This is a genomic window from Sphingorhabdus sp. SMR4y (assembly GCF_002218195.1).
GTDB lineage: Bacteria > Pseudomonadota > Alphaproteobacteria > Sphingomonadales > Sphingomonadaceae > Parasphingorhabdus.
This window is the reverse complement of the sequence record NZ_CP022336.1, coordinates 136536-159427: the sequence shown is the minus strand read 5'-3', so window position 1 is coordinate 159427 and position 22892 is coordinate 136536. Positions and strand designations below refer to the sequence as shown.

Sequence of the window (22892 nt, the reverse complement as noted above, 5' to 3'; positions counted from 1 at the left end):
TTCCCGCCGATAGGGTTCGCGCGAAAAGCTGCTCTGTCAGGGATCAGCCGGCACAGGACGAGCAGCGTAATCCGCCATGTCCTGTTTCAATGCGCCTCCTTTTCCAGCAGCCTTTCCTTTATCTCCAGCCCGTAGGCATAACCGCCCATCGTCCCGTCGCTGCGCACCACCCGGTGACAGGGGATCAGAACGGCAACATGATTGGCACCATTGGCACTGCCCACGGCCCGGACGGCTTTCGGTTTGCCAATGGCCGCAGCGATTTCGGCGTAGCTGCGGGTTTCCCCTTCGGGAATTTTACCCAGTTCCCGCCAGACCGCTTCCTGAAAGGCGGTACCCTGCACATCAAGCGGGATATTGTGCGGCCGGCCGGGCGTTTCCACCTGTGCGACCACTTGCGCGAACAATTCCGCGAACGCTTCGCCGCCTTGCTGCAGGTCCGCTTTCGGGAAACGCTTGCGCAGCGCATCCTCGCCCTCGTTGAACGACAGGCAGCAGACGCCCTTGTCGGTCGCAGCCACCATCATCGCGCCCAGCGAAGTGTCGATGATTGACCAGTGCACCGTCACCCCTGCCCCGCCGTTTTTCCAGACTCCGGGTTTCATGCCCATCTTGCGTTCCTCGTAAAATCGTGAAGCCGAACCATAGCCGGCATCGTAAATGGCTTCGGTTACCGATGCGCCGCCATCCAGGGCACTCTTGAACCGTTCGGATCGCAGGGCTCGGCCATAGGCGGCTGGCGACAATCCGGTCTCGCGTTTGAAAATCCGCTGGAGATGGGTCGGCGAATAGCCCGCCAGATCCGCCAGTTCGTCCAGTCTGGGCGTGGTTTCCGCAGCGCGAACAGCATCGATCACCAGCTTTAGCGCCGCTTCATCCCTTGCCACGTCATTGGGGCGACATCTCAGGCAGGCCCTGAGACCGGCGGCCTCTGCCTGCTCTGGACCGGCAAAGAAACGCACATTCTCCCGTTTGGGATGCCGGGCGGCGCAGGACGGGCGGCAATAGATGCCCGTGCTCAGCACACCGGTCACGAATTTTCCGTCAAAACTGCGGTCCCGCATCTGTACCGCGGTCCAGGCGCGCGTATCATCAACGATATTCTGGCTCACGATTGCACCCCCTCCGCCCGTGCAAGAAAGCATGCATGAGCCATGTTGCGAGAGACTATATAGATATTGGCATCCGGTTCAAACAGCACGGCCATCGGCTGGCCCGACTTGCCACAGCATAGCAGACTGTCGGCTTTCCGTATCGCGCCCCCCACTTTCCCGGTTATACAGCATGGAATGTCGGGCCTGCAGGCCGCAAAAGCTCTCTTGCCGACCGGCGCGCGCAGATATACCGGTGCCAACCCATCAACCAGCCCATCAAGCAGTTCAGCGGGATGCAGGCCGGATCCGGTGATTTGGCAGATCATGGAATGTCTCCAGCACTCTCTTGTGCTGCTGCTTTTAATCCTCCCGCACGGATCGGCTTCCCGTATCTTGCGTTCAAAGCCAAATATTATATCCATGGCAATGAAAGTCGCAAAAAACTGCCGGTTAGGCTTTCGAAAAAAATGATTCCCAAAGCCGTCTTGCCTCGCAGCAAAATGGTTGCTAGACGCCGCGCATCCGTGGGCGGAATCGCAGGATTTTCGGCCAGAAAGCGGACCATTTCATGAACGGTTTTCAGACCAATAAACGGTCAGGGAGTAGCAAACGCGTGGATCAATCCAGCGGCATCAGAGCGAGTTTAGCGGGGCGTTACGCCACTGCTCTGTTCGCTCTCGCACAAGAAAATAACAGCATCGACGCGGTGCAGGCAAGCCTCAACACATTGAGTGAAGCCCTCGCCGAATCGGACGACCTGAAAGAACTGACAAACAGTCCGGTTCTGACACGCGATGACGCTGGCAAGGCCATTGCCGCAATCGCGAAGCAGCTCGGTCTTGAAAAGCTGACCAGCAATATTCTCGGTGTGCTGGCCGCCAATCGCCGGCTCGACCAGATTCCGGCTGTCATTCGCGCCTTCTCGACATTGGCCTCTGGCCATCGTGGCGAGATCACCGCCGAAGTGACTTCGGCCCATCCTCTGGATGACAAGCAGATTGATGCGCTCAAGGCGCAGCTCAAGAAACGTGTGGGAAGCGATGTTAGCGTTTCCACCGCAGTCGATCCGTCCATTCTGGGCGGGCTGGTCGTGAAGATCGGCAGCCAGATGATCGACAGCTCGATTAAAACCCGTTTGAACACCCTATCGCAGGCCATGAAGGGCTAAAGGAAGATAAACATGGATATTCGCGCCGCAGAAATTTCAAAGGTCATCAAGGACCAGATCGCCAATTTTGGCAATGAAGCCCAGGTTTCCGAAGTCGGAACCGTGCTCGCCGTCGGTGACGGTATTGCCCGTATCCACGGCCTCGATCAGGTTCAGGCTGGTGAGATGGTTGAATTCGCCAACGGTATTCAGGGCATGGCGCTGAACCTCGAAGCCGACAATGTCGGTGTCGTGATCTTCGGCTCGGACGCTGAAATCAAGGAAGGCGACGTCGTCAAGCGGACCGGCACCATTGTGGACGTTCCGATCGGCAAGGAATTGCTCGGTCGCGTGGTTGACGGCCTCGGCAACCCGATTGACGGCAAGGGCCCGATCAAAACCAAGAAGCGGAGCCGGGTGGAAGTCAAGGCGCCGGGCATCATCCCGCGGAAATCGGTTCACGAACCGGTGCAGACCGGCCTCAAGGCCCTCGACGCTCTGGTTCCAGTTGGCCGTGGCCAGCGCGAACTGATCATTGGTGACCGTCAGACCGGCAAGACCGCTGTCGCGATCGACACGTTCATCAACCAGAAGACTGTCAATTCCGGCGACGATGAAAGCAAGAAGCTTTACTGCATCTATGTTGCTGTCGGCCAGAAGCGCTCGACGGTTGCACAGATCGTCAAGAGCCTCGAAGAAAATGGCGCAATGGAATATTCGATCGTGGTTGCGGCAACCGCTTCGGAGCCTGCGCCGCTTCAGTATCTCGCACCTTATACCGGTGTGACGATGGGCGAATATTTCCGCGATAACGGCATGCACGCCTGTATCGTGTATGACGATCTCTCCAAACAGGCTGTGGCCTATCGCCAGATGTCCCTTTTGCTGCGTCGTCCTCCAGGACGTGAAGCCTATCCTGGTGACGTTTTCTATCTGCACAGCCGTTTGCTCGAACGTGCCGCGAAAATGAACGAAGCCAATGGTTCGGGCTCGCTGACCGCATTGCCGATCATCGAAACCCAGGCTGGCGACGTTTCGGCCTATATCCCGACCAACGTGATTTCGATCACCGACGGCCAGATCTTCCTCGAAACCGACCTGTTCAACCAGGGCATCCGTCCTGCGATTAACGTGGGTCTGTCGGTTTCGCGTGTTGGTTCGGCTGCACAGACGAAAGCGATGAAAAAGGTTTCCGGTTCGATCAAGCTCGATCTGGCACAATATCGTGAAATGGCGGCCTTCGCGCAATTCGGTTCCGACCTCGACGCGTCGACCCAGAAATTGCTCGCTCGTGGTGAACGCCTGACCCAGCTTCTGAAACAGGCACAATTCTCGCCGCTTCCTTTCGAAGAGCAGACCGCTTCGATCTATGCCGGTACCAACGGGCATCTCGATCCCGTCGCGGTTGACGATGTTGTCCGCTACGAAGAAGCCATGCTGGCCCATCTGCGCAGCGAACATGCCGATATCTTGAAAACGATCCGTGAAAGCGGTGACCTGGCGGATGATACCAAGGCAGCTCTTGAAGCCGCGCTGGTGGATTTCGGCAAAACATTTGCCTGATCGCACCTGTTGCTGAAACAGGAGTGATGGGATGCCGGAGCTGTCCGGCAGGACGAATTAAGGAGCCAATATGGCTAGTTTGAAAGAACTGAAAGATCGGATCGCGTCGGTCAAATCGACGCAGAAGATCACCAAGGCCAAGAAGATGGTGGCTGCTGCCAAATTGCGTCGCGCGCAAATGGCAGCGGAAGCCGCGCGTCCCTATGCCGAGCAGATGGAAAAGGTGATGACAGGCCTCGCCTCCAAGGTTTCGATTGACGAAAATTCGTCGAAACTGCTGGCAGGCACCGGCAAGCGGGACACCCATTTGCTGGTCGTCGCCACGTCGGATCGTGGCCTGTGCGGCGCTTTCAATGCCAATATTGTCAAGGAAGCGCGCGTCACGGCGGAGCGTCTGATTTCAGAAGGCCATAAAGTGCTGTTCTACATGGTCGGCCGCAAGGGCATTCCGATCATCAAGCGCTTCTATCCCGGCCAGATTCTGAAGCATTTTGACACGTCCAATGTCAAAGCGCCCGGCTTTGAAGAGGCCAAGGCGATTACAGAAGATCTGACGACGATGGTCGAAGAAGGCCAGTTTGACGTTGCCCATCTTTTCTACGGCAAGTTCAAGTCCGCGCTGGTGCAGGAGCCCACGGTCCAGCAGATCATCCCGATTGCTGTCGCCGACGGCGCGGTGGCCGAAGCCGGCGGAGCCGTTGAATATGAGCCGGACGAGGAAGAAATTCTCGCCGAATTGCTGCCGCGCAATCTGACCACCCAGATTTTCGGCGCACTGCTGGAGAATAACGCGTCTGAACAGGGTGCATCGATGACCGCCATGGACAATGCGACCCGCAATGCCGGCGATCTGATCGACAACCTCACGATTGTTTACAACCGCAGCCGCCAGGCCGCGATTACCACCGAATTGATTGAAATTATCGCTGGCGCTGAAGCGCTCTAAAGCACGTACGCAAGGAAACGGAAAAATGGCAAAAACCAAAAATATTGGCCGCATTTCACAGGTTATCGGCGCTGTCGTCGACGTAACCTTTGATGGCGAGATCCCGGCAATTCTCTCGGCTCTGGAAACCGACAATAACGGCAACCGTCTGGTTCTCGAGGTTGCCCAGCATCTCGGCGAAAACACGGTTCGTACCATCGCCATGGACGCCACCGAGGGTCTGACCCGCGGTCAGGAAGTCACCGACACCGGTGCACAGATCCAGATGCCTGTTGGTCCCGAAACGCTCGGCCGGATCATGAACGTGGTCGGTGAGCCGATCGACGAACGCGGCCCGATCGGTCACAAGACCACCGCTCCTATTCACGCGGAAGCGCCTGCCTTTGTTGACCAGTCCACCGAGAATGAAATTCTCGTCACCGGCATTAAAGTGGTCGACCTGCTCGCACCTTATGCGAAAGGCGGCAAGATCGGCCTGTTCGGCGGCGCCGGCGTTGGCAAGACCGTGCTTATCCAGGAACTGATCAACAATATCGCGAAGGGCCATGGCGGTACATCCGTGTTCGCCGGCGTTGGTGAGCGCACCCGCGAAGGTAACGATCTCTACCACGAATTTCTCGACGCCAATGTTATCGCGAAGGACGCCGATGGCAACCCGCAGTCCGAAGGGTCCAAAGTGGCTCTCGTCTTCGGCCAGATGAACGAGCCTCCAGGGGCCCGTGCCCGTGTGGCTCTGTCCGGTCTGACCCAGGCGGAATATTTCCGTGACGTCGAAGGACAGGACGTTCTGTTCTTCATCGACAATATCTTCCGCTTCACCCAGGCTGGTTCGGAAGTGTCCGCACTGCTCGGCCGTATTCCTTCGGCTGTGGGCTATCAGCCGACCCTGTCGACCGACATGGGCGCGCTGCAGGAACGTATTACGTCGACCAACAAGGGCTCGATTACATCGGTTCAGGCCATTTATGTTCCTGCCGATGACTTGACCGACCCGGCACCGGCAACATCCTTTGCCCACCTCGACGCCACCACCGTTTTGAACCGTGCGATTTCGGAGCTGGGCATCTACCCGGCTGTTGACCCGCTCGATTCAACCTCGCGTGTTCTCGAACCCCGCGTCGTTGGCCAGGAACATTATGACACGGCCCGTGCTGTTCAGGAAACCCTGCAGAAGTATAAATCGCTGCAGGACATCATCGCCATTCTCGGCATGGACGAGCTGTCGGAAGAAGATAAGCTTGTCGTTCAGCGTGCCCGCAAGATCCAGAAGTTCCTGTCGCAGCCCTTCCACGTTGCGGAAGTCTTCACCGGCATCCCAGGCAAGTTCGTTGATCTGGAAGATACGATCAAATCGTTCAAGGCGGTTGTCGACGGCGAATATGACCACCTTCCAGAGAACGCCTTCTACATGGTCGGCGGCATCGAGGAAGCGATCGAAAAAGGCAAGAAGATGGCGGCTGAAGCGGCCTGATGCATTAAACCCCTCTCCCGCAAGGGAGAGGGTCTAGGAATTGAAAAGATATGGCAAACCTGCATTTCGAACTCGTAACCCCAGAGAAGCTCGTCCGGTCGGAAGATGTCTATATGGTGGTGGTCCCCGGTACCGAGGGTGATATGGGCGTGCTCGCCGATCACGCCCCCGTGATGTCGACGATCCGCGATGCGGACCTGCTGGTCTATGCCAGCGAAGGCGCGACGCCGGAAACGATTTCCGTGCAGGGCGGCTTTGCCCAGGTTGATGAAAAGGGCCTGACCGTTCTGGCCGAAGCGGTCAGCTAGTCCAGCCCTATATCCCCCGCTATCGGTCGGAAAAGCGGGTAAAAATCCACAAAGCCAGATTAGCCAGAAGGCTATAGGCCAGTATCGCATAGGCCGCACCGAGACCGCCCTGCCCCGGTATCAGGATCGCCAGCAGGGCCAGCAAGACCGATACGGCGGCGGTGCGGATCCAGAGTATTGCCTTCGGACGTCCAGCGGCCATCAAGTTAGGCTCGAAATTGACCCCCCACAGTTCGACCGCGGCAGCCAGCGACAGAACGAGAAGAATCGGATAGGCCGGAAGGAACGCTTCCCCGGCAATCAGCTGCAACGCCGGCTTTCCGAGCAGAAGCGCAATTATCACCAGCAACAGGGAACCGACGGCAGATATCCGGCTGGTCTGCGCGAACAGCGTCTTGCGGGCTTCACCGCCCTCGTGCGAATCCACAGCGCTCAGCTCGGCATAAACGGCCCGCCCCAGCATATCGGCCAGCCGCGCCACCGCGTCCTTTAACTGATAGGCCAGTCGGAACAGACCGGCGGCGGCTGGGCCGACGAAGAAGCCGACAACCAGTAACGGCACCTGCTGCGCGACAGAACGGACGGTGGTGCCAAGATTGGTGATCCAGAGAAAGCTGAAAAATTGCGAGAATCTTTTGGGGGTCGCCAGTATGTCAGAGAATCGCAGTCCGGCAAACCGGACGGGTGTGACCAGCCGGACAGTCACCCAATAGGCAATGCAAGTGAGTATCTCCGCCGCCGCCCAGGCGATCAGAAAGCCCCTGATGTCGGGTGAGAACGACCAGGCGAGCAAGGCCCCGCCAAATCGGGCCAGCGGCGTCATCGCAGCGGCCAGTGCTCCGTCGCGAAACCGGTCAAACAGGCGTAATATCCCGATCGCCGAGGACCGAACACTGAGCAGGCTGACAACCGCAAACAGGATCGCCATCCGGATCATTTCATCCTGCCAGCCGAATTGCTGTGCAAAAATCGCTATCAGGCCGGTGACCAGCAATATTCCGAGCAAGGCCGAGCCGATATCCAGCAACAGGCAGAATGCGGCAAGCCGGTTGATATCATCATCGGCCTTTCTGGCCTGTAGCTGGCTGCCGAAGCGGATGACCAGTTGCCAGCTTTCAAAGGAGACAAAGGCAGAAGCCACCTGTGCCGTCACCAGGATCAGCGTGAAATATCCAAAACCCGCCGGTTCGAGCAATCTGGTCGCCAAGGCGAGATAGAACAGGCTGAGGACCGCACCAAATCCCTTGCCGGCGAGCAGCCAGCCCAGGTTTTTGATGACTCGGCTGAGCGAACTGTTGGATTCGAAAAAGGATCGCACTCCGATAAAAATCTTGTTATTCAACAGCACACCTGCAATCCGACCGACAGAATATCATGCCCGGCAAAACCCGCCGGACATACTGGACCCATTTGTATGAAAATTGCCTTCCTGTTCATTGCAGAAGCGTATCAAACTTATCACGGCTACACCATAGCTCTGGCGCTCGCCAAGCGGGATGGATGTGATGTGGTCGCCTATTATAATGACCCGACTGTACCGGAACATTTGCAGCGCATAGCCGATGCCAATGGAGTCGACCCTATTCCGGCGAAACGCCTGAAACGCGGTGTTCTGGGCTGGCTGATCCAGTCGGTCCGGATCCTTGGCATGGCAAAAAACCAGGTCATGCGCGCGAACATGCCGGAACTCCTGTCCTATGACGTGATCGTCTCGGTCGAGAATACGGTCGCCTGGCTCGCGAAACGACGGAAATCGGAGCGTCCATTGTTCGTCTTCAAGAGCCATGGGGCGGGTGACCGGGATGTCGCCTGGCATCCCCGTATCGCGGAATTTGACCTGCTGCTGCCGCACGGCACCAAGACAGCGGAGCGCTACGTGGAACAGGGGCTTGGCCAACCGGCCGCGATCAAGACGACCGGCTATCTGAAAACCGATGTCACGGAGCGCCTGCGCGAGGGGCAGCAGGCCTTTTTCGACCAAGACCGGCCCACCGTCGTCTATAATCCGCACAAGGACCGGAAGCAGTCGTCCTGGCGGCAGGCAATTGAGCCGATGCTGGAGCAATTTGCCAATCAGGACAGGTTCAACCTGATCGTGGCGCCCCATATCAAAATGTTTCGCCGGCGGTCCGCCAGTGCCCGTCAGAGATGGGAAAATCGCAGCACCGGCTCCATTCTGATCGACACCTGCTCGGACCGCCTGCTCGACAACAGCTATACGGTTGCGGCTGATATCTACATTGGCGATGTCAGCAGCCAGGTCTACGAGTTCACCGCCCGCCCCAGACCGTGCGTATTTCTCAATTTCAACAAGATAGACTGGCGCGACAACCCCAATTATCTGTTCTGGCAAATGGGCGAGGTCATCGAAGACCCGGCCGATATTTTTGCTGCCGTGGCGCGTGCGCGCGATCTACATCCGCAATATATTGAAATACAGAAGAAGCTGACCAGCGACGCCCTCGGTGACGATATAAAAAACGGCGCCGAATATGCGGCAGATGCCATTGTCGACTATTATCATCACGGCAGGATAGAGAGCGCTTGACCGGCTCCATTGTACCGGAAACACAATCCGGTTGGCGGGTATCGCCTGAAGCTCTGTTACGGTTCCGGTCCGTGGGCCCGGTCGCCTAGGCCTCGACCACGGTCGTCACCTTTCGCGAACTGCGCCAAAGCAGCAAGCCGCTGAATATGATCAGCAAACCGCCCAGCATCGCGGTCCGGTCGATCGGATCGCCAAAGACAAAGACGCTGATTGCCGTTGCCACCAGCAGCTGGATATAGACAATCGGCGCGATCGCGGCAGCAGTGGTGCGCACTGTCGCCATGAAGAGAAGGAAATGGCAGCCTGTCGCGGTTAACGCCACCAACAGGCAGCGCAGGATAACGTCCCAGTCCGGTGGGCCCGGGACGGCCATGACGGGGATCAGCCAATGGCCTAGCAATGCGGCAAGGATCAAGAAGATCGCGGCCCAGAAGGCAATATAGAATTGCGCTGCAAAGATCGACCGCTGGGTTGATACCATGCGGTTGAGGATCAGCATTGTCGACATCGCAAAGGCTGCGATCAGAGGTAATATGGCCACCCAGCCGAAGGCGGCAACATTGGGACGCAGCATGATTAGCACCCCGGCAAAAGCAATGATGGTCGCGAACCATGTCCGGGGTGGCATTTTTTCTTTCAGGAACCATCCGGAGAACAAGGCGGTCAGGATCGGATTGACAAAGGATATCGCCACCGCATCAGCCAGCGGCATGATATATATGGCGGAAAAGAAGCTGATCGTCACGACAAACAGCGCAAATCCGCGGGCGACATGCAGCCACGGGCGGCTGACCTGAAAGCCGCGACGGCCTTCCCGCAGGAACAGGATCAGCGCCAGAGCGAGCGCGCCGATAGAAAAGCGGAGCGCCGCTACGGCCGGCGCCGGCCAGTCGCCGGCCATCGACTTGATCAGGGCATCACCGAGCGGAAAGCCGGCAAAGGCCAGCAGCGCCAGCGTAATGCCCCCAGCGGCAGCCGCCCGTTCCCGAGAATGTTCAGCGGTCAAGACTATGTTCCTTTTGCATGTTAACGGCTTAGTCCCTGTGCCGTGCGGGACAAGTGACAAATTTGCATCGGCAATTATCCCGCTGCAATCGATCGGATTTACCAGTTTATTAACCAATTTCGGGGAAAGAGGGCATTGATCGTGTGACATTAGACATATCGGACAGGACAACATGAGCGCATTTGGCAAGAAAAATGGACTGGGAGGCGGGAAGCCGTCCTTTGGCGTTGCAAAGCCCATGACCGGCGGCGGCAAGAAACCGGCCGATTCCGAAAAACGCGATGATAATCTGGGTGGGAGCCAGTTTCCCCCGCTGGAAACGGTGCCACTTGTCCCCGAAGAGACACCAGCAGCATCGAGCCCCGAGCAAAGCGAGGCGATGGCTCGGCTTTCTGAACGCTCGCTACCGCTGGCAGAGGCCACCGACAAGGATGAAGGCTTTGGTGCCTCGGTCCACAAGATCAAGGAACAGGTGCTCCCGCGCCTGCTCGAGCGCGTTGACCCGGAGGCGGCCGCAACCCTGAACAAGGAAGAGCTGACCGAAGAATTCCGCCCGATCATCATGGAAGTGCTGACCGAGCTCAAGCTGACGCTGAACCGGCGCGAGCAATTTGCGCTGGAAAAGGTTCTGGTCGATGAATTGCTCGGCTTTGGACCGCTCGAGGAATTGCTGAGCAATCCGGATATCTCCGATATCATGGTCAACGGCCCGGAACAGACTTACATCGAAATCAAGGGCAAGCTGGAAATTGCGCCGATCCAGTTTCGTGACGAGGAACATCTGTTCCAGATCGCCCAGCGGATCGTCAACCAGGTCGGCCGCCGCGTCGACCAGACCACACCGCTTGCCGACGCCCGTCTGAAGGACGGTTCGCGTGTGAACGTGATCGTGCCGCCGCTCAGCCTCAAGGGCACCGCGATCTCGATTCGTAAATTTTCCGAGAAGCCAATCACTCTCGACATGATGAAGGGCTTCGGTTCCATGTCCGACGACATGTGTACCGCGCTCAAAATTGCCGGTGCCTGCCGCTTTAACGTCGTGATCTCGGGCGGTACGGGTTCCGGTAAGACGACCATGCTCAACGCCATGTCGAAAATGATCGACCCCGGCGAACGCGTGCTGACCATCGAGGATGCCGCCGAGCTTCGTCTGCAGCAACCCCACTGGCTGCCGCTCGAAACCCGTCCGCCGAACCTTGAGGGCGAAGGCGCGATCACGATTGGCGATCTGGTGAAGAACGCCCTGCGTATGCGTCCCGACCGGATCATCCTCGGTGAGATTCGTGGCGCGGAATGTTTCGATCTGCTCGCTGCAATGAACACCGGCCATGACGGCTCCATGTGTACGCTTCACGCCAACAGCCCGCGCGAATGTCTCGGCCGTATGGAGAATATGATCCTGATGGGCGACATCAAGATCCCGAAGGAGGCCATCTCCCGGCAGATCGCCGAATCGGTCGATCTGATCGTACAGGTGAAGCGTCTGCGCGACGGTTCGCGCCGGACGACCAATATCACCGAAGTCATCGGCATGGAGGGCGATGTTATCGTCACTCAGGAACTGTTCAAATATCAGTATATTGACGAGGATGCCGACGGCAAGATCATCGGCGAATATCAGTCATCGGGCCTTCGTCCCTATACGCTCGACAAGGCGCGGCAATATGGCTTTGACCAGCCGTTCCTGGAAGCCTGCCTCTAGGCATAGACGGGTCAGGTCGACAATATCCCCAGGCCGAAGGCAAGGGATATGCCGAAGGTCAGCAATGCCAGCGCGGTGATTGTCGGCCACGGCATGAAACCGACATCTTCAATGTCGCGACGGTTGTTACGGCGCCGGTTGCCCAACTCCGATAGCGCGGCAATGACCCCGGCCAGACCGCCAATCACCATCCATAGCGGCGGCATGGGGGCCTAGCCCTTGTCCAGCATGTTGATGATGCCGGAGAAGTCCGAACCGCCCTGCCCCTGTTCCTCGGCATATTTTTCGTAGAGTTTCGCCGCTTCTGCGCCCATTGGTACATCCGCGCCGGCGCTTTGTGCCGCTTCCATCGCCAGACGCAAATCCTTGAGCATCAGCGCGGCAGCAAAGCCGCCCTGGTAGCCATTGTCGGCCGGGCTTTGCGGCCCGACACCGGGGACCGGGCAATAACTGGTCATGGACCAGTTCTGACCGGAGGCCTTGGACGAAATATCGTAGAAATTCTGCAGGTCGAGGCCCAGTTTTTCGGCCATCTTGAAGGTCTCGGAAGTCGCGATCATCGAGGCACCCAGCAGCATGTTGTTGCAGATTTTCGCTGCCTGTCCGGCGCCATTGCCGCCGGCGTGGATGACTGCCTTGCCCATATCGGACAGGATCGGTTCGGCCCGCTTGAAGCCTTCGTCGCTGCCGCCGACCATGAAGGTCAAGGTGCCGCCATTGGCCGCCGCGATACCGCCGGAAACTGGAGCGTCCACAGGAACGAGGCCCTTGGCCTCCGCCATGGTCGCCACGTCGCGGGCGCTGTCGACATCGATGGTCGAACAGTCGATCACCAAAGTACCGGGGTTGGCATTGATGACGATTTCATATTCATAGACCTTGCGGACATGGGTGCCAGCCGGGAGCATGGTCACCACGGCTTCCATATTCTGAACCGCCTGTGCCGCGTCGCTGACCGGATGACAGCCTGCCTCGCCTGCCTTTGCCAGCGCTTCGCCGGACAGGTCGAAGGCGTGCACCTCATGCCCCGCTTTTGCGAGATTGGCGGCCATGCCGCCACCCATATTGCCAAGGCCGATAAATCCGATTTTCATTCTAGTCTCCAGTGATTGTCAGCGAAACAAGGCCAAACAGCTTTGCGCGTCAGAAACTGCTATTCCTAGCGTCCCTTCCATTGACCTTCGCGCTTCTCGATAAAGGCAGCCATGCCTTCTTTCTTGTCTTCTGTGGCGGTCAGTATCTGGAACAGACGGCGCTCGTGCACCAGGCCCTGTTCGAGATTATTCTCGAACGCCGCATTGACCATTTCTTTGTTCACCTGAATGGCCATCGGCGGCATGGAAGCGATGGTCGCAGCCGATTTGAGCGCTTCGTCGAGCAATTCGTCATGTGGCACAACACGCGCTGCCAGTCCGGAGCGCTCGGCTTCTTCCGCGTCCATCATCCGGCCGGTCAGGCACATGTCCATAGATTTAGCCTTACCGACTGCACGGGTCAGTCGCTGAGAGCCGCCCATACCTGGAGCCACGCCGAGCTTGATTTCTGGCTGGCCGAATTTGGCCTTGTCGCTGGCAATCATGATATCCGCCATCATCGCCAGTTCGCAGCCACCGCCGAGAGCGAAACCGTTGACCGCGGCGATCCACGGCTTGCGGGTGGCCTTGACGATATGGCTGGTCCACTTGGCGAAGAAATCCTCGAGATAGAAATCGGCCGCAGACTTGTCGTACATTTCCTTGATGTCGGCACCGGCGGCAAAAGCCTTGTCGCCCGAACCGGTCAGGACGGCGCAGTTTTGCGTGTCGTCGGCCTGAAAAGCGGCAAAGGCGTCAATCAGTTCATCCAGCACCTGGCTGTTCAGCGCGTTGAGCGCTTTCGGCCGGTTCAGGGTAATCAGGGTGACTGCACCCTTTTTCTCGGTGAGAATTGTTTCGTAGGTCATAGGGGCTTCCATTCTTCATTGGCTGGCAGGGGCGCGAAAATCGCATCGATCCACTCGTCGGTCACATCCTCCGGCGTCGGCGGATTCCATTTCGGATCATTGTCCTTGTCGACAATCAGGGCACGCACGCCTTCCAGAAAGTCGTGCATCACCAGCACGTGATAGCCGATGCGATATTCGTTGCGCATTTCGTCGGCGAAACTGTCCATCGCCGCACCTTCCTTCAGCTGGCGCAGGGCCACCTTGCAGGTTTGCGGGCTCTTGGTGCCGAGCGTATCGCGTTCCTTGGCCGCCCATTCGCTGTCGTCGGCTTCGAGGGCTGCCAATATGTCCTCGAACCGATCTGAGGCGAAAAACTTGTCGATCTTGTCGAGATTCTTGGCGATCCGCGCTTCGGGTATGTTGGCGGACAATTGTCCCAATATGCCTTCGATCCGGTCGGGCTTTTCGGAAATTCGCTGCTTGGCTTCTTCCAGCGCGTCCGATTCCAGATAATGGGTGGCAAGCCCCACTTCCTTGCACTCGGCGCCGTCGAGGCGCGCGCCGGTCAGCGCGAGAAACTGCCCAAGGCGGCCTTCAAGACGCGACAGATACCAGCCACCGCCGACATCGGGGAACAGGCCGATACCCGTCTCCGGCATGGCAAAGCGCGTATATTCGGTAGCCACGCGATATTTGGCGGGTTGCGAGATGCCGACGCCGCCGCCCATAGTTATGCCGTTCATGAAAGCGACGATCGGCTTGGGATATTCGAACATCAGATGGTTGAGCTGATATTCCTTGAAGAAAAACTCCCGCCCTTCCTTGCCGTCCTTCATGCCCGATGCGCGTAGCATGGCGATATCGCCGCCGGCGCAAAAGCCCCGGCCTTCGCTATGGTCGATGATCACCGCTTCGACTTCGTCATCGTCGCGCCATGCCTGCAACGCGTCGATCATACCCAGACACATGTTGAGGTTGAGCGAGTGGATCACTTTGGGCCGGTTCAGGCTGATATGGCCAACCCGCCCGGTTTTCTTGATAATCAGATCTTCTGTCATATTATTCCTATTGCCGCAGCAGTTCACGCGAAACGATCATCCGCATGACCTGGTTGGTGCCTTCCAAAATACTGTGGACCCGCAGATCGCGCCAGAAGCGTTCGATCGGATAGTCCTGCAAATAGCCATATCCGCCAAAGAGTTGCAGCGCATCGTTGACAATCTTGCTGCCATTGTCGGTCGCCAGCCTTTTGGCCATGGCGGCGAATTTCGTCTTGTCCGGCGCGCCTTCGGTCACCTTCGCCGCAGCGAGATAGAGCAAGGCCCGCGAGGCTTCCAGATCGGTGGCCATATCGGCAAGCGTGAACTGGGTATTCTGAAAATCGCTGATCGCTTTGCCGAACTGCTTGCGGTCCTTGGTATAGGCGACGGCTTCGTCGAGGCAGCGTTGCGCCCCTCCGAGCGAGCAGGCACCGATATTCAGCCGTCCTCCGTCGAGTCCTGCCATCGCGATGCGAAAGCCCTCGCCCTCGTCACCGACCCGGTTTTCGACAGGCACACGGACATTGTCGAAATTGACCTGCGCTGTCGGCTGCGAATGCCAGCCGAGTTTCTTTTCCTGCGCGCCGAAGCTGACGCCTTCCATGTCTTTTTCGATGACGAGGCAGGTTACGCCCTTGGCGCCATCATCGGATGTGCGCGTCATGGTGACATAAATCTCGTTCTCGCCGCCACCGGAGATAAACTGCTTGGAACCGTTGACGATATAATCGTCACCATCGCGCACCGCCTTGGTCTTCAGCGAGGCGGCGTCAGAACCCGCCCCCGCCTCGGTCAGGCAGTAGCTGGCGATTTTTTCCATCGGCACGAGATCGGGCAGATATTTGTCCTTCACCGCCTGCGCGCCAAATGTATCGATCATCCAGCTGGCCATATTGTGGATCGAGATGAAGGCGCTGGTCGAGGGACAGCCATAAGCCATGGCTTCCATGATGATCGCCGATTCCAGCCGGCCCAGACCAATGCCGCCCGACTCCTCGGAGACATAAATCCCGCCGAAGCCCAGTTCGGCGGCCTGCTTGATCGTGTCGCGCGGAAAAACATGCTTTTCGTCCCACTCGGCGGCGTGCGGGGTTATCGCATCGGCGGTGAATTTCTGCGCCATTTCCTGAATGGCAAGCTGGTCTTCGGTCAGGGAAAATTGGGTCATATCGATGTCTTGTCTCTTGCCACAAAAGCGGCGGTTGGTCCTGCTCCTCGCGTTCCCCGCAATATGTGGCCGCAGGGCGATTTTGCAAGGCCGGTTAATCGTGCCGCGACCGATGGGCCAGTCGGCAAGACCACAGACGCAGGGATATCGCGCGAGAAATGGGGTGCGTTCATGCACCGGGGTCTAGTCGTGCAGGACCCGCTCGGCAAATAGCTTTTTTGCTACTTTTTGATCATTGCGTTCGTACCAGCGATTGCCGATACTGCGCTCGGCCGCCAGCATCTGGGTGCGGGTGCCGTCGGCGAAATCGACATCAGGCTCCATATAGGCAATCGGATCGCGATAGGCTTCGTCTGCGGAAACAATGGTCCAGCCCCGCTTTTTCAGCGCCGCCGCCAGATCATCGACAAACATCGCTGCGAGATCGGTTTCGTGCAGCAGAATCATCTGTACCGGTGCCCGATCCAGCGTCCGCCGCGCAAGTTCGTCTGAGAACTCCGCCGATTCTACATAGGATTCGACAAACAGGTCGCGCAGCGCGTTCCAGTCCATCAGCTTGCCGGCTTTGGCCGCCGAGATCGCCATGTCCTCAAGATACCAGTCCGACGCGTCGACCGTTACATAGCCGTTCATCAGGCCGCGCTGCTTGAGACCGGCCCGCACCGCGTCGCGCTTGGCCCTGTTCGTCCTGCCCTCGTCGAGAAACGGAAAGCGGAACCAGGGGCGGTAATTGGGCTTGTCTTTCAGCCACGCTTCCGCCGCATCGATATCGGCGAGAAAGGTCTCGACCGAAACGGACGACAGCTTGCTGTGCCGGGCGGTATGATTGGCAAGGACATGCCCTGCCCCGGCATAGGCCGCGATATCGGCGGCATCATTGTCATCGGCGGTGATCCGGCCGGTGTTGATGAAGAAGGCAGCCTGGTCGATGCCGGCAGTCTGCAACGCCTCGATCAGCAATTTCGGGCGTTCGTCGGGATCGAGAAAGGCACCGCCGCCGCGCGGGGCGTCATCGAAACTGAAGGCGATGCGCTTGTCCGATGCCGCGACCGGCGCGGGCAGAACCATTATTGCACCTGCCTCGTTCGCCGGTTTCCAGAAACCGAACAGAATGATCGCCAGCAGCACCGACGGCAGGAAGAGCCTGGGCGCCAGAGCTAGCAAAGCGGCACCGGGATCGAGGGAATGGTCATGAACGGCATGTCCGCCCGAATTGCCGGAATTTCCAGCGTTTCGGGCGGCTTGTCCTGATTTGGAACTCTGTCGCCGGCAAGCCTTACCCGGCCTTTACCCCATTGTCGGGATGACGAAGGCATCCTTGTTGCCGCCATCCGCCGTGCCATCAGGCCAGCGCTGGGTGATGGTCTTGACCTTGGTCCAGAATTTCACGCCTTCCATGCCGTGCTGGTTCGTGTCGCCGAAGGCCGACCGCTTCCAGCCGCCGAAGCTGTGATAGGCAACCGGTACCGGGATCGGCACGTTGATGCCGACCATGCCGACATTGACGCGGCTGGCAAATTCACGCGCGGCGTGGCCGTTGCGGGTGAAGATCGCGACGCCATTGCCATATTGGTGCTGGCTTGGCAGCGCGAGCGCTTCCTCGAAATTCTTGGCACGGACGATCTGCAGCACGGGACCGAAAATTTCTTCCTTGTAGCTTTCCATGTCCGGGGTGACACGGTCGAACAAGGACGGGCCGATGAAACAGCCGTCTTCGTGCCCCTGCAACGAGAAGCCGCGGCCGTCGACGACCAGTTCGGCGCCTTCGTCAACGCCGGTCTGGATCCAGTTCTCGACCCGCTGCTTGTGAGCCGGATTGACGACCGGACCATAATGGGCTTCCTCGTCGGTCGAAACGCCGACACGCAAGGCTTCCATTGCCGGGATCATTTTTTCGCGCAGACGGTCGGCGGTGTCTTCGCCCACCGGTACAACCACCGGCAGCGCCATACAGCGTTCGCCGGCCGAGCCGAAGGCAGCGCCGGACAGATCGTTCACGACCTGATCGAGATCCGCGTCCGGCAGCACGATGCCGTGGTTTTTCGCGCCACCCATGGCCTGGACGCGCTTGCCCGCAGCAACACCGCGCTGGTAGACATAATGGGCGATGTCGGAAGATCCGACGAAGCTGACGCCGCCAATGGCCGGATGATCGAGAATGGCATCGACCATTTCCTTGTCGCCGTGCAGACATTGCAAAATGCCTTCCGGAAGACCCGCTTCGAGCATCAGTTCGGTCAGCCGCACCGGAACCGACGGATCACGTTCGGACGGTTTCAGGATGAACGCGTTGCCGGTCGCAATCGCCGGGCCGAACATCCACATCGGGATCATCGCCGGGAAGTTGAAAGGGGTGATGCCGGCGCCGATGCCGATCGGCTGGCGCATAGAGTAAACGTCGATGCCGGGACCTGCGCCCTGGGTATATTCGCCCTTCAGGACATGCGGGATGCCGCAGCAGAATTCGATGACTTCCAGACCACGCTGGATATCGCCCTTGGAGTCCGCGATCACCTTGCCATGCTCGATCGAGAGCATATGGGCGAGCTCGTCCATATTGGCCTCGACCAGTTCCTTGAACTTGAACATCACCCGCGCCCGCCGCTGCGGGTTGGTGGCTGCCCAGGCCGGCTGCGCCGCGAGAGCCGCATCGACCGCCTTGTCGAGCACTGCTGCATCGCCGAGGTCCACCTTACCCTGGATGCCGCCGTTATTGGGATCGAAAATATCGCTCTGGCGGACCGCTGCTGCGTTTCCTCCGGAAGCCAAGACATGGGTAACAGTGCGCATTGAAAGACTCCTGATTGCTTTTGCGGGCTATATGCTATTTAGCGTAAGAATGCACAACCGCCCTTCCCCTATCTTTTATGGCAATATTGCATGAGCAACGACGGTGCTGCCGGTCAGAACCGGCCGATGGCAGGAATCCTGACGCGGCTGGCGGCGATGCTTTCGCTCGCGGTCATGTTTGCATTTGTCAAACTGGCGGGCGAGCAAGGCGTGCATGTCACCGAAAGCCTGTTCTACCGCCAGCTGATCGCCATGCCGCTGATCTGCTTTCTGATCATGCGCAGCCGGGAAGGCTGGCCATCGATTGTCTCGAGCAAGCACAGGCTTCATATCCTGCGCTCCACCCTCGGCATTTTTGCCATGGGCCTCAATTTCTGGGCGATGACCCTGCTGCCGCTGGCCGATGCCACAACGATCAGCTTCACGGTTCCGATTTTCGCCACCTTGTTCGCCGCAATATTCCTGCGGGAGAAGGTCGGGATAAGGCGCTGGTCGGCGATTCTGATCGGCTTTGTCGGCGTGCTGATCGTCATCCGGCCGGGCGGATCGCTGATCCCCGCCTTCGGCGCTGCCGTTGCCCTTGGCGGCGCTTTGGTCACGGCGGCGGTCACCATGGTGATCCGCATGCTCGGCCGCACCGAAACCAGCGTTGTCACGATCTTCTGGTTCTCGGTCTACACCCTGCCCGCGCTGACCATCTGCGCCTTCATCTACGGCGGCGGCCATGATGCAAGAACCTGGGCCTATCTGCTTGGCATCGGGATATTCGGCGCACTGGGCCAGCTGGGTGTCACCCAGTCGCTGCGCTTTGCGCCGGTTTCGACGATCGTGCCGATGGACTATAGCGCGCTGATCTGGGCCAGCTTCTTCGGCATCGTTATCTTCGACCAATATCCCGGTCTGTCGATCTGGCTGGGCGCACCGATCATTATCGGCTCCGGCCTGTTCATCGCCTGGCGCGAGCATGTCAAGGCGAGCAGGCTGACGGTTGCCAAGGCGAGCCCGAGCGCATAGTCACTTCCGCAACAGGGAGAGAGACATGCGGAAATTTCTATCGTCCATCGGGGCGGCGCTGACATTGCTATGGGCAAATGGCGCGCAGGCCGAGGAGACCGCCGCTGCCCTCCCCTATCCCGCAGTCACCATCTTCGAGGCCAGCAAAATCCTGACCATGGAGCCAGGCTATCCCGAGGCCCGCTATGTCGCCACCGCCGACGGGATCATCCTTGGGCTTGGCCAGACTCTGGAAGATCTGGAAGCATGGACGAGCAATCGCGAGGTCACCGTCGACCGGCGCTTTGCCAGCCAGATCCTGATGCCCGGCTTTGTCGAGCCGCATGTCCATCCGATGCAGACCATCATGATGCTGCCGATCCCGTTCATCAGCCCCGAGCCATGGGACCTGCCCGGCAAGACCTATCCGGCGGCGCGCGGCAAGGCACAATATGAAGAGCGCCTGCGCGAGGAAATGGCGAAGAGCGAAGACGCCCTGTTCATCACCTGGGGCCATCACAAGCTGTTTCACGGCGAAATGGACCGCGCCGCACTCGACCGGATCGCGCCCGAGCGGCCGGTGGTGATCTGGCAGCGCAGCTTCCACGAGATCATCGCCAACAGCAAGGCGCTGACCCTGCTAGGCATCGGCGACGAAGCGGCCTTCACCGCCGCGTTCAGCAAGCCCGATATCGATCCCGGCCACGCCGATTTCGCCAGCGGCATCATCCACGAAACCGCCCTGTTCAACGGCATCGAGATGCTCCGCCCCTATCTCTTCTCGCCGGCCAAGGTGCAGCAGGGCCTGGCCGATATGCGCCAGATGATGCTCGAAAATGGCGTCACCACCAGCGCCGATCTGGCCTTCGGTGGCTTCGGCGGACCGGCAATGGAGTCGGCTCTGTTCAAGAGCCTCTACGACCAGCCGACCACGCCATCGCGGATCCTGGCGATTCCCGTTGCGCCGCTGGTCACCGGCGATCCCAATGTCTGGCTGAAGGACATGAAAGCCAGATATGATAGCCCCAAATTCTTCTTCTCCAACCGGGTGAAGCTGTTCGCCGACGGTGCCTTTTTTGCCCAATATATGCAGATGAACCCGCCCGGTTACAGCGACGGTCACGAGGGCAAATGGCTGACCGAACCGGACGAATTGCTCAAGCAGACCGAGCGTTTGTGGGACGCCGGCTGGAATCTGCACACCCATGTCAACGGCGACAAGGGGCTTGATGTCGTGCTCGACATCACCGAGCAGCTCGCCGTCCGCAACGGCCAGAACATCATCATGGAGCATCTCGGCTATTCAACCGAGGCGCAGAACCGGCGGATCGGCGAAATGGGTCTCTATGTCTCCGCCCAGCCCAATTATATCCGCATCCTCGGCGATGCCTATGCCAAGACCGGCATGGGCCCCGACCGCGCCGCGCAGATGAGCCGGCTCGGTTCGCTCGAGCGCAAGGGCGTGCCGCTCGGCCTGCACAGCGACTTCAACATGGCGCCGATCGATCCGCTCTATCTCGCCTGGGTGGCGAGCAACCGGATCACCCTCGACGGCAATGTCAAGGCGCCGGAGGAACGGCTGTCGCTCGACAAGGCCTTGCGCGCGATCACGGTCGAAGCGGCGCAGGTCATCGGCCTCGACGCGATGGTCGGCAGCATTGCCACCGGCAAGAAAGCCGATTTCACCGTGCTCGACCGTGATCCCTATGTCGGCGGTGCGGCCAAACTGCGCGAAGTCGAGGTGCAGGGCGTGATCTTCGAGGGACGCTGGTTCCCGGCGGAATAGGGCGTCTGTAAATGCCGTTCGCCCTGAGCCTGTCGAAGGGCTTGCCGCGAGCAAGCTGGACCGCTTCGTCATCCTGAACTTGTTTCAGGACCTCGGGCGGCGGTGCGCAATCTCAAGGGGTCCTGAAACAAGTTCAGGATGACGAGTGCCCCTTGGTCCGTTCGTGTCGAGCGTAGTCGAGACACATGGCGCAAGGCTTCCCGACTATGCTCGACCCGAGCGGGTTTTTGCCTTCAGCGATCCCAAAGTTCGTCAAAGTTCGGGCCAAGACCGGTTTTTCGTGACCAGCGGCACAATCCAATTTTTCTCACACAAAGCCACAAAGTCACAAAGGCTTATCATGCCTTCCTAATATCCTTTGTGCCTTGGTGTCTTCGTGCGAGCCCATCAAAGAAACCCCGTTCGTCCTGAGCCTGTCGAAGGACTTGGGCGCCACGAACTCACCCCAACCGCTCTCACAATTAAACTTTACACAAACGCGCCCTTTTATTTTCTGTAACCTTCTCCCGAAAGCCTCAGTGTTCCGGTCTTTTCTCTCCGCCACCATGGCACCGGGTGTACGGCGCGGCTATTCTGATCCTCCTGGTCCAGGTGCGAGAGCGGTATCGTCATGATCTTGTCCAAATTGTCAAAGAGCCAGGGCAAGGATAATCGATGGGGCTGGGTGTAGGAAAGACCCATGTGCAATGCCGACATGCCATGACGCCACCCGCTTTCCCCGAAGGCCGCGTTCGCTGCAAAACAGGTCAATCGGTGCCAGACAGCGGGAACAGAAAGTCATTAAACCGTGATGAACGCAAAAGCGGACATCGCCTTTGGTCGCTTTTGCCGGCAACAATTGGGTGGAAAGCGGTCATTAGATATTGTCTTGCGACTGCACCTCGCTTAGCATCAAATCATGCTTTGGCATTCGGAAACTGAATTGGAAAATGAAGGTTCACCTAGCCGGGGGGAAATGTTTTGGGCTATTGCGGCGACTCCCCTTCTGCTTTTTCAGATTATAAGTTGGAGTTTGCGCATAATTCGCGGCTTTCGCGGGCAGTCTCTACAAGTCTCAAGCTGGTTCGACATAAACGTATTTCGATCAGAACCTTCTTGGCATTTCGGCGCTGCCGTCGCGATGTATTTTGTTTTTATCGCGTTCGCGCTTTTGCTGCTGTGGGCATGTGCGCTTCAGTTTCAGCGCTGGTTATATTGGAGGTGCTAAACCTGAATGTCCGCATCTGGGGGCGTTAGCCGCCATTCAGTATCCGTATGCGTAATGTCCGCTTTCTTGCTTAAAGCGGAATTGGCTCCCCTCCGCCCTGCCCTCCCGGGAAACAATTGCTCCAAAAAAACCACTGGTTAATAGTACCACCCTATAACCCTCTGATTGAAGGGCCGGAATGCGGGCTTTCCGGGGGGGA

General features: G+C 58.5%; 21 protein-coding genes. 10 read left to right on the top strand and 11 right to left on the bottom strand.

Translation table 11 applies throughout. From position 1 onward, the window contains the following. Nucleotides 1–86: 86 nt before the first annotated feature. Nucleotides 87–1145, bottom strand: coding sequence for a bifunctional DNA-binding transcriptional regulator/O6-methylguanine-DNA methyltransferase Ada (ada, locus tag SPHFLASMR4Y_RS00685; RefSeq protein ID WP_089131843.1), 1059 nt, complete (start codon nucleotides 1143–1145; stop codon nucleotides 87–89). Then, complete coding sequence (locus SPHFLASMR4Y_RS16975) at nucleotides 1109–1420, bottom strand: hypothetical protein (RefSeq protein WP_089131842.1); 312 nt, start codon at nucleotides 1418–1420, stop codon at nucleotides 1109–1111. Before SPHFLASMR4Y_RS16975 ends, ada begins: the two co-directional genes overlap by 37 nt. On the opposite strand from SPHFLASMR4Y_RS16975, the gene SPHFLASMR4Y_RS17440 reads away from it, so the two are divergent. From SPHFLASMR4Y_RS17440 to SPHFLASMR4Y_RS00655, 6 genes are all read left to right on the top strand, one after another. Then, nucleotides 1388–1666, top strand: a complete 279-nt coding sequence (locus SPHFLASMR4Y_RS17440) for a hypothetical protein (protein ID WP_145955419.1) — start codon at nucleotides 1388–1390, stop codon at nucleotides 1664–1666. The genes SPHFLASMR4Y_RS16975 and SPHFLASMR4Y_RS17440 overlap by 33 nt on opposite strands. A gap of 41 nt (nucleotides 1667–1707) precedes the next feature. Continuing rightward, nucleotides 1708–2262 carry a F0F1 ATP synthase subunit delta gene (locus SPHFLASMR4Y_RS00675; protein ID WP_089134590.1) on the top strand — a complete coding sequence of 185 codons (555 nt, stop codon included), beginning with the start codon at nucleotides 1708–1710 and terminating at the stop codon, nucleotides 2260–2262. 12 nt (nucleotides 2263–2274) lie between these two features. After that, nucleotides 2275–3804 (top strand): F0F1 ATP synthase subunit alpha, encoded by a 1530-nt coding sequence (atpA, locus tag SPHFLASMR4Y_RS00670; RefSeq protein ID WP_089131841.1) that lies wholly within the window; start codon nucleotides 2275–2277, stop codon nucleotides 3802–3804. A gap of 70 nt (nucleotides 3805–3874) precedes the next feature. Further along, nucleotides 3875–4750 (top strand): F0F1 ATP synthase subunit gamma, encoded by an 876-nt coding sequence (locus tag SPHFLASMR4Y_RS00665; protein WP_089131840.1) that lies wholly within the window; start codon nucleotides 3875–3877, stop codon nucleotides 4748–4750. 25 nt (nucleotides 4751–4775) lie between these two features. Then, nucleotides 4776–6221, top strand: a complete 1446-nt coding sequence (atpD, locus tag SPHFLASMR4Y_RS00660; RefSeq protein ID WP_089131839.1) for a F0F1 ATP synthase subunit beta — start codon at nucleotides 4776–4778, stop codon at nucleotides 6219–6221. A gap of 50 nt (nucleotides 6222–6271) precedes the next feature. Continuing rightward, nucleotides 6272–6529 (top strand): ATP synthase F1 subunit epsilon, encoded by a 258-nt coding sequence (locus SPHFLASMR4Y_RS00655; RefSeq protein WP_089131838.1) that lies wholly within the window; start codon nucleotides 6272–6274, stop codon nucleotides 6527–6529. A gap of 19 nt (nucleotides 6530–6548) precedes the next feature. On the opposite strand, the gene SPHFLASMR4Y_RS00650 is transcribed toward SPHFLASMR4Y_RS00655, so the two are convergent. Beyond that, nucleotides 6549–7871 (bottom strand): lipopolysaccharide biosynthesis protein, encoded by a 1323-nt coding sequence (locus SPHFLASMR4Y_RS00650; RefSeq protein WP_186265999.1) that lies wholly within the window; start codon nucleotides 7869–7871, stop codon nucleotides 6549–6551. Between the two features lie 72 nt (nucleotides 7872–7943). Here SPHFLASMR4Y_RS00650 and SPHFLASMR4Y_RS00645 point away from each other — a divergent pair, with 72 nt between their 5' ends. Further along, nucleotides 7944–9077 (top strand): hypothetical protein, encoded by a 1134-nt coding sequence (locus tag SPHFLASMR4Y_RS00645; RefSeq protein WP_089131836.1) that lies wholly within the window; start codon nucleotides 7944–7946, stop codon nucleotides 9075–9077. An 85-nt stretch (nucleotides 9078–9162) separates the two neighbouring features. On the opposite strand, the gene SPHFLASMR4Y_RS16800 is transcribed toward SPHFLASMR4Y_RS00645, so the two are convergent. Then, complete coding sequence (locus tag SPHFLASMR4Y_RS16800) at nucleotides 9163–10083, bottom strand: DMT family transporter (RefSeq protein WP_186265998.1); 921 nt, start codon at nucleotides 10081–10083, stop codon at nucleotides 9163–9165. Between the two features lie 172 nt (nucleotides 10084–10255). On the opposite strand from SPHFLASMR4Y_RS16800, the gene SPHFLASMR4Y_RS00630 reads away from it, so the two are divergent. Next, on the top strand, nucleotides 10256–11785 hold the full coding sequence (locus SPHFLASMR4Y_RS00630; protein WP_089131834.1) for a CpaF family protein: 1530 nt from the start codon (nucleotides 10256–10258) through the stop codon (nucleotides 11783–11785). A gap of 11 nt (nucleotides 11786–11796) precedes the next feature. Here SPHFLASMR4Y_RS00630 and SPHFLASMR4Y_RS00625 read toward each other — a convergent pair whose 3' ends face one another. The 7 genes from SPHFLASMR4Y_RS00625 to SPHFLASMR4Y_RS00595 all read right to left on the bottom strand — a co-directional run bounded on the left by SPHFLASMR4Y_RS00625 (nucleotide 11797) and on the right by SPHFLASMR4Y_RS00595 (nucleotide 18707). Next, nucleotides 11797–11991 (bottom strand): hypothetical protein, encoded by a 195-nt coding sequence (locus tag SPHFLASMR4Y_RS00625; RefSeq protein ID WP_089131833.1) that lies wholly within the window; start codon nucleotides 11989–11991, stop codon nucleotides 11797–11799. 6 nt (nucleotides 11992–11997) lie between these two features. After that, a complete protein-coding gene (gene mmsB, locus SPHFLASMR4Y_RS00620; protein WP_089131832.1) occupies nucleotides 11998–12879 on the bottom strand; it encodes a 3-hydroxyisobutyrate dehydrogenase in 882 nt (293 codons plus the stop codon). Nucleotides 12880–12944: 65 nt separating this feature from the next. Next, the gene (locus tag SPHFLASMR4Y_RS00615) at nucleotides 12945–13727 is read right to left on the bottom strand and encodes an enoyl-CoA hydratase-related protein (RefSeq protein ID WP_089131831.1); all 783 of its coding nucleotides are present in this window, start codon (nucleotides 13725–13727) and stop codon (nucleotides 12945–12947) included. After that, nucleotides 13724–14767 (bottom strand): enoyl-CoA hydratase/isomerase family protein, encoded by a 1044-nt coding sequence (locus SPHFLASMR4Y_RS00610; RefSeq protein ID WP_089131830.1) that lies wholly within the window; start codon nucleotides 14765–14767, stop codon nucleotides 13724–13726. Before SPHFLASMR4Y_RS00610 ends, SPHFLASMR4Y_RS00615 begins: the two co-directional genes overlap by 4 nt. Before the next feature lie 7 nt (nucleotides 14768–14774). Next, the gene (locus SPHFLASMR4Y_RS00605; RefSeq protein ID WP_089131829.1) at nucleotides 14775–15917 is read right to left on the bottom strand and encodes an acyl-CoA dehydrogenase family protein; all 1143 of its coding nucleotides are present in this window, start codon (nucleotides 15915–15917) and stop codon (nucleotides 14775–14777) included. A gap of 183 nt (nucleotides 15918–16100) precedes the next feature. Beyond that, nucleotides 16101–17081: a polysaccharide deacetylase family protein gene (locus SPHFLASMR4Y_RS00600; protein WP_089131828.1), complete on the bottom strand. Its 981-nt coding sequence runs from the start codon at nucleotides 17079–17081 to the stop codon at nucleotides 16101–16103. A 123-nt stretch (nucleotides 17082–17204) separates the two neighbouring features. Beyond that, nucleotides 17205–18707 (bottom strand): CoA-acylating methylmalonate-semialdehyde dehydrogenase, encoded by a 1503-nt coding sequence (locus SPHFLASMR4Y_RS00595; protein WP_089131827.1) that lies wholly within the window; start codon nucleotides 18705–18707, stop codon nucleotides 17205–17207. A gap of 90 nt (nucleotides 18708–18797) precedes the next feature. Here SPHFLASMR4Y_RS00595 and SPHFLASMR4Y_RS00590 point away from each other — a divergent pair, with 90 nt between their 5' ends. Together SPHFLASMR4Y_RS00590 and SPHFLASMR4Y_RS00585 are read left to right on the top strand one after the other, a co-directional pair. Further along, the gene (locus tag SPHFLASMR4Y_RS00590; RefSeq protein ID WP_089131826.1) at nucleotides 18798–19721 is read left to right on the top strand and encodes a DMT family transporter; all 924 of its coding nucleotides are present in this window, start codon (nucleotides 18798–18800) and stop codon (nucleotides 19719–19721) included. 25 nt (nucleotides 19722–19746) lie between these two features. Next, nucleotides 19747–21486: an amidohydrolase gene (locus SPHFLASMR4Y_RS00585; protein WP_089131825.1), complete on the top strand. Its 1740-nt coding sequence runs from the start codon at nucleotides 19747–19749 to the stop codon at nucleotides 21484–21486. The last annotated feature ends 1406 nt before the right edge of the window (nucleotides 21487–22892 follow it).

Bases quoted from the DNA above. Each gene is read 5' to 3' on its own strand.
- ada (WP_089131843.1), bottom strand. From the start codon at position 1,145: ATGCTTTCTTGCACGGGCGGAGGGGGTGCAATCGTGAGCCAGAATATC.
- SPHFLASMR4Y_RS17440 (WP_145955419.1), top strand. From the start codon at position 1,388: ATGCAGGCCGGATCCGGTGATTTGGCAGATCATGGAATGTCTCCAGCA.
- SPHFLASMR4Y_RS16975 (WP_089131842.1), bottom strand. From the start codon at position 1,420: ATGATCTGCCAAATCACCGGATCCGGCCTGCATCCCGCTGAACTGCTT.
- atpA (WP_089131841.1), top strand. From the start codon at position 2,275: ATGGATATTCGCGCCGCAGAAATTTCAAAGGTCATCAAGGACCAGATC.
- SPHFLASMR4Y_RS00665 (WP_089131840.1), top strand. From the start codon at position 3,875: ATGGCTAGTTTGAAAGAACTGAAAGATCGGATCGCGTCGGTCAAATCG.
- atpD (WP_089131839.1), top strand. From the start codon at position 4,776: ATGGCAAAAACCAAAAATATTGGCCGCATTTCACAGGTTATCGGCGCT.
- SPHFLASMR4Y_RS00655 (WP_089131838.1), top strand. From the start codon at position 6,272: ATGGCAAACCTGCATTTCGAACTCGTAACCCCAGAGAAGCTCGTCCGG.
- SPHFLASMR4Y_RS00645 (WP_089131836.1), top strand. From the start codon at position 7,944: ATGAAAATTGCCTTCCTGTTCATTGCAGAAGCGTATCAAACTTATCAC.
- SPHFLASMR4Y_RS00630 (WP_089131834.1), top strand. From the start codon at position 10,256: ATGAGCGCATTTGGCAAGAAAAATGGACTGGGAGGCGGGAAGCCGTCC.
- SPHFLASMR4Y_RS00625 (WP_089131833.1), bottom strand. From the start codon at position 11,991: ATGCCGCCGCTATGGATGGTGATTGGCGGTCTGGCCGGGGTCATTGCC.
- mmsB (WP_089131832.1), bottom strand. From the start codon at position 12,879: ATGAAAATCGGATTTATCGGCCTTGGCAATATGGGTGGCGGCATGGCC.
- SPHFLASMR4Y_RS00615 (WP_089131831.1), bottom strand. From the start codon at position 13,727: ATGACCTACGAAACAATTCTCACCGAGAAAAAGGGTGCAGTCACCCTG.
- SPHFLASMR4Y_RS00610 (WP_089131830.1), bottom strand. From the start codon at position 14,767: ATGACAGAAGATCTGATTATCAAGAAAACCGGGCGGGTTGGCCATATC.
- SPHFLASMR4Y_RS00605 (WP_089131829.1), bottom strand. From the start codon at position 15,917: ATGACCCAATTTTCCCTGACCGAAGACCAGCTTGCCATTCAGGAAATG.
- SPHFLASMR4Y_RS00595 (WP_089131827.1), bottom strand. From the start codon at position 18,707: ATGCGCACTGTTACCCATGTCTTGGCTTCCGGAGGAAACGCAGCAGCG.
- SPHFLASMR4Y_RS00590 (WP_089131826.1), top strand. From the start codon at position 18,798: ATGAGCAACGACGGTGCTGCCGGTCAGAACCGGCCGATGGCAGGAATC.
- SPHFLASMR4Y_RS00585 (WP_089131825.1), top strand. From the start codon at position 19,747: ATGCGGAAATTTCTATCGTCCATCGGGGCGGCGCTGACATTGCTATGG.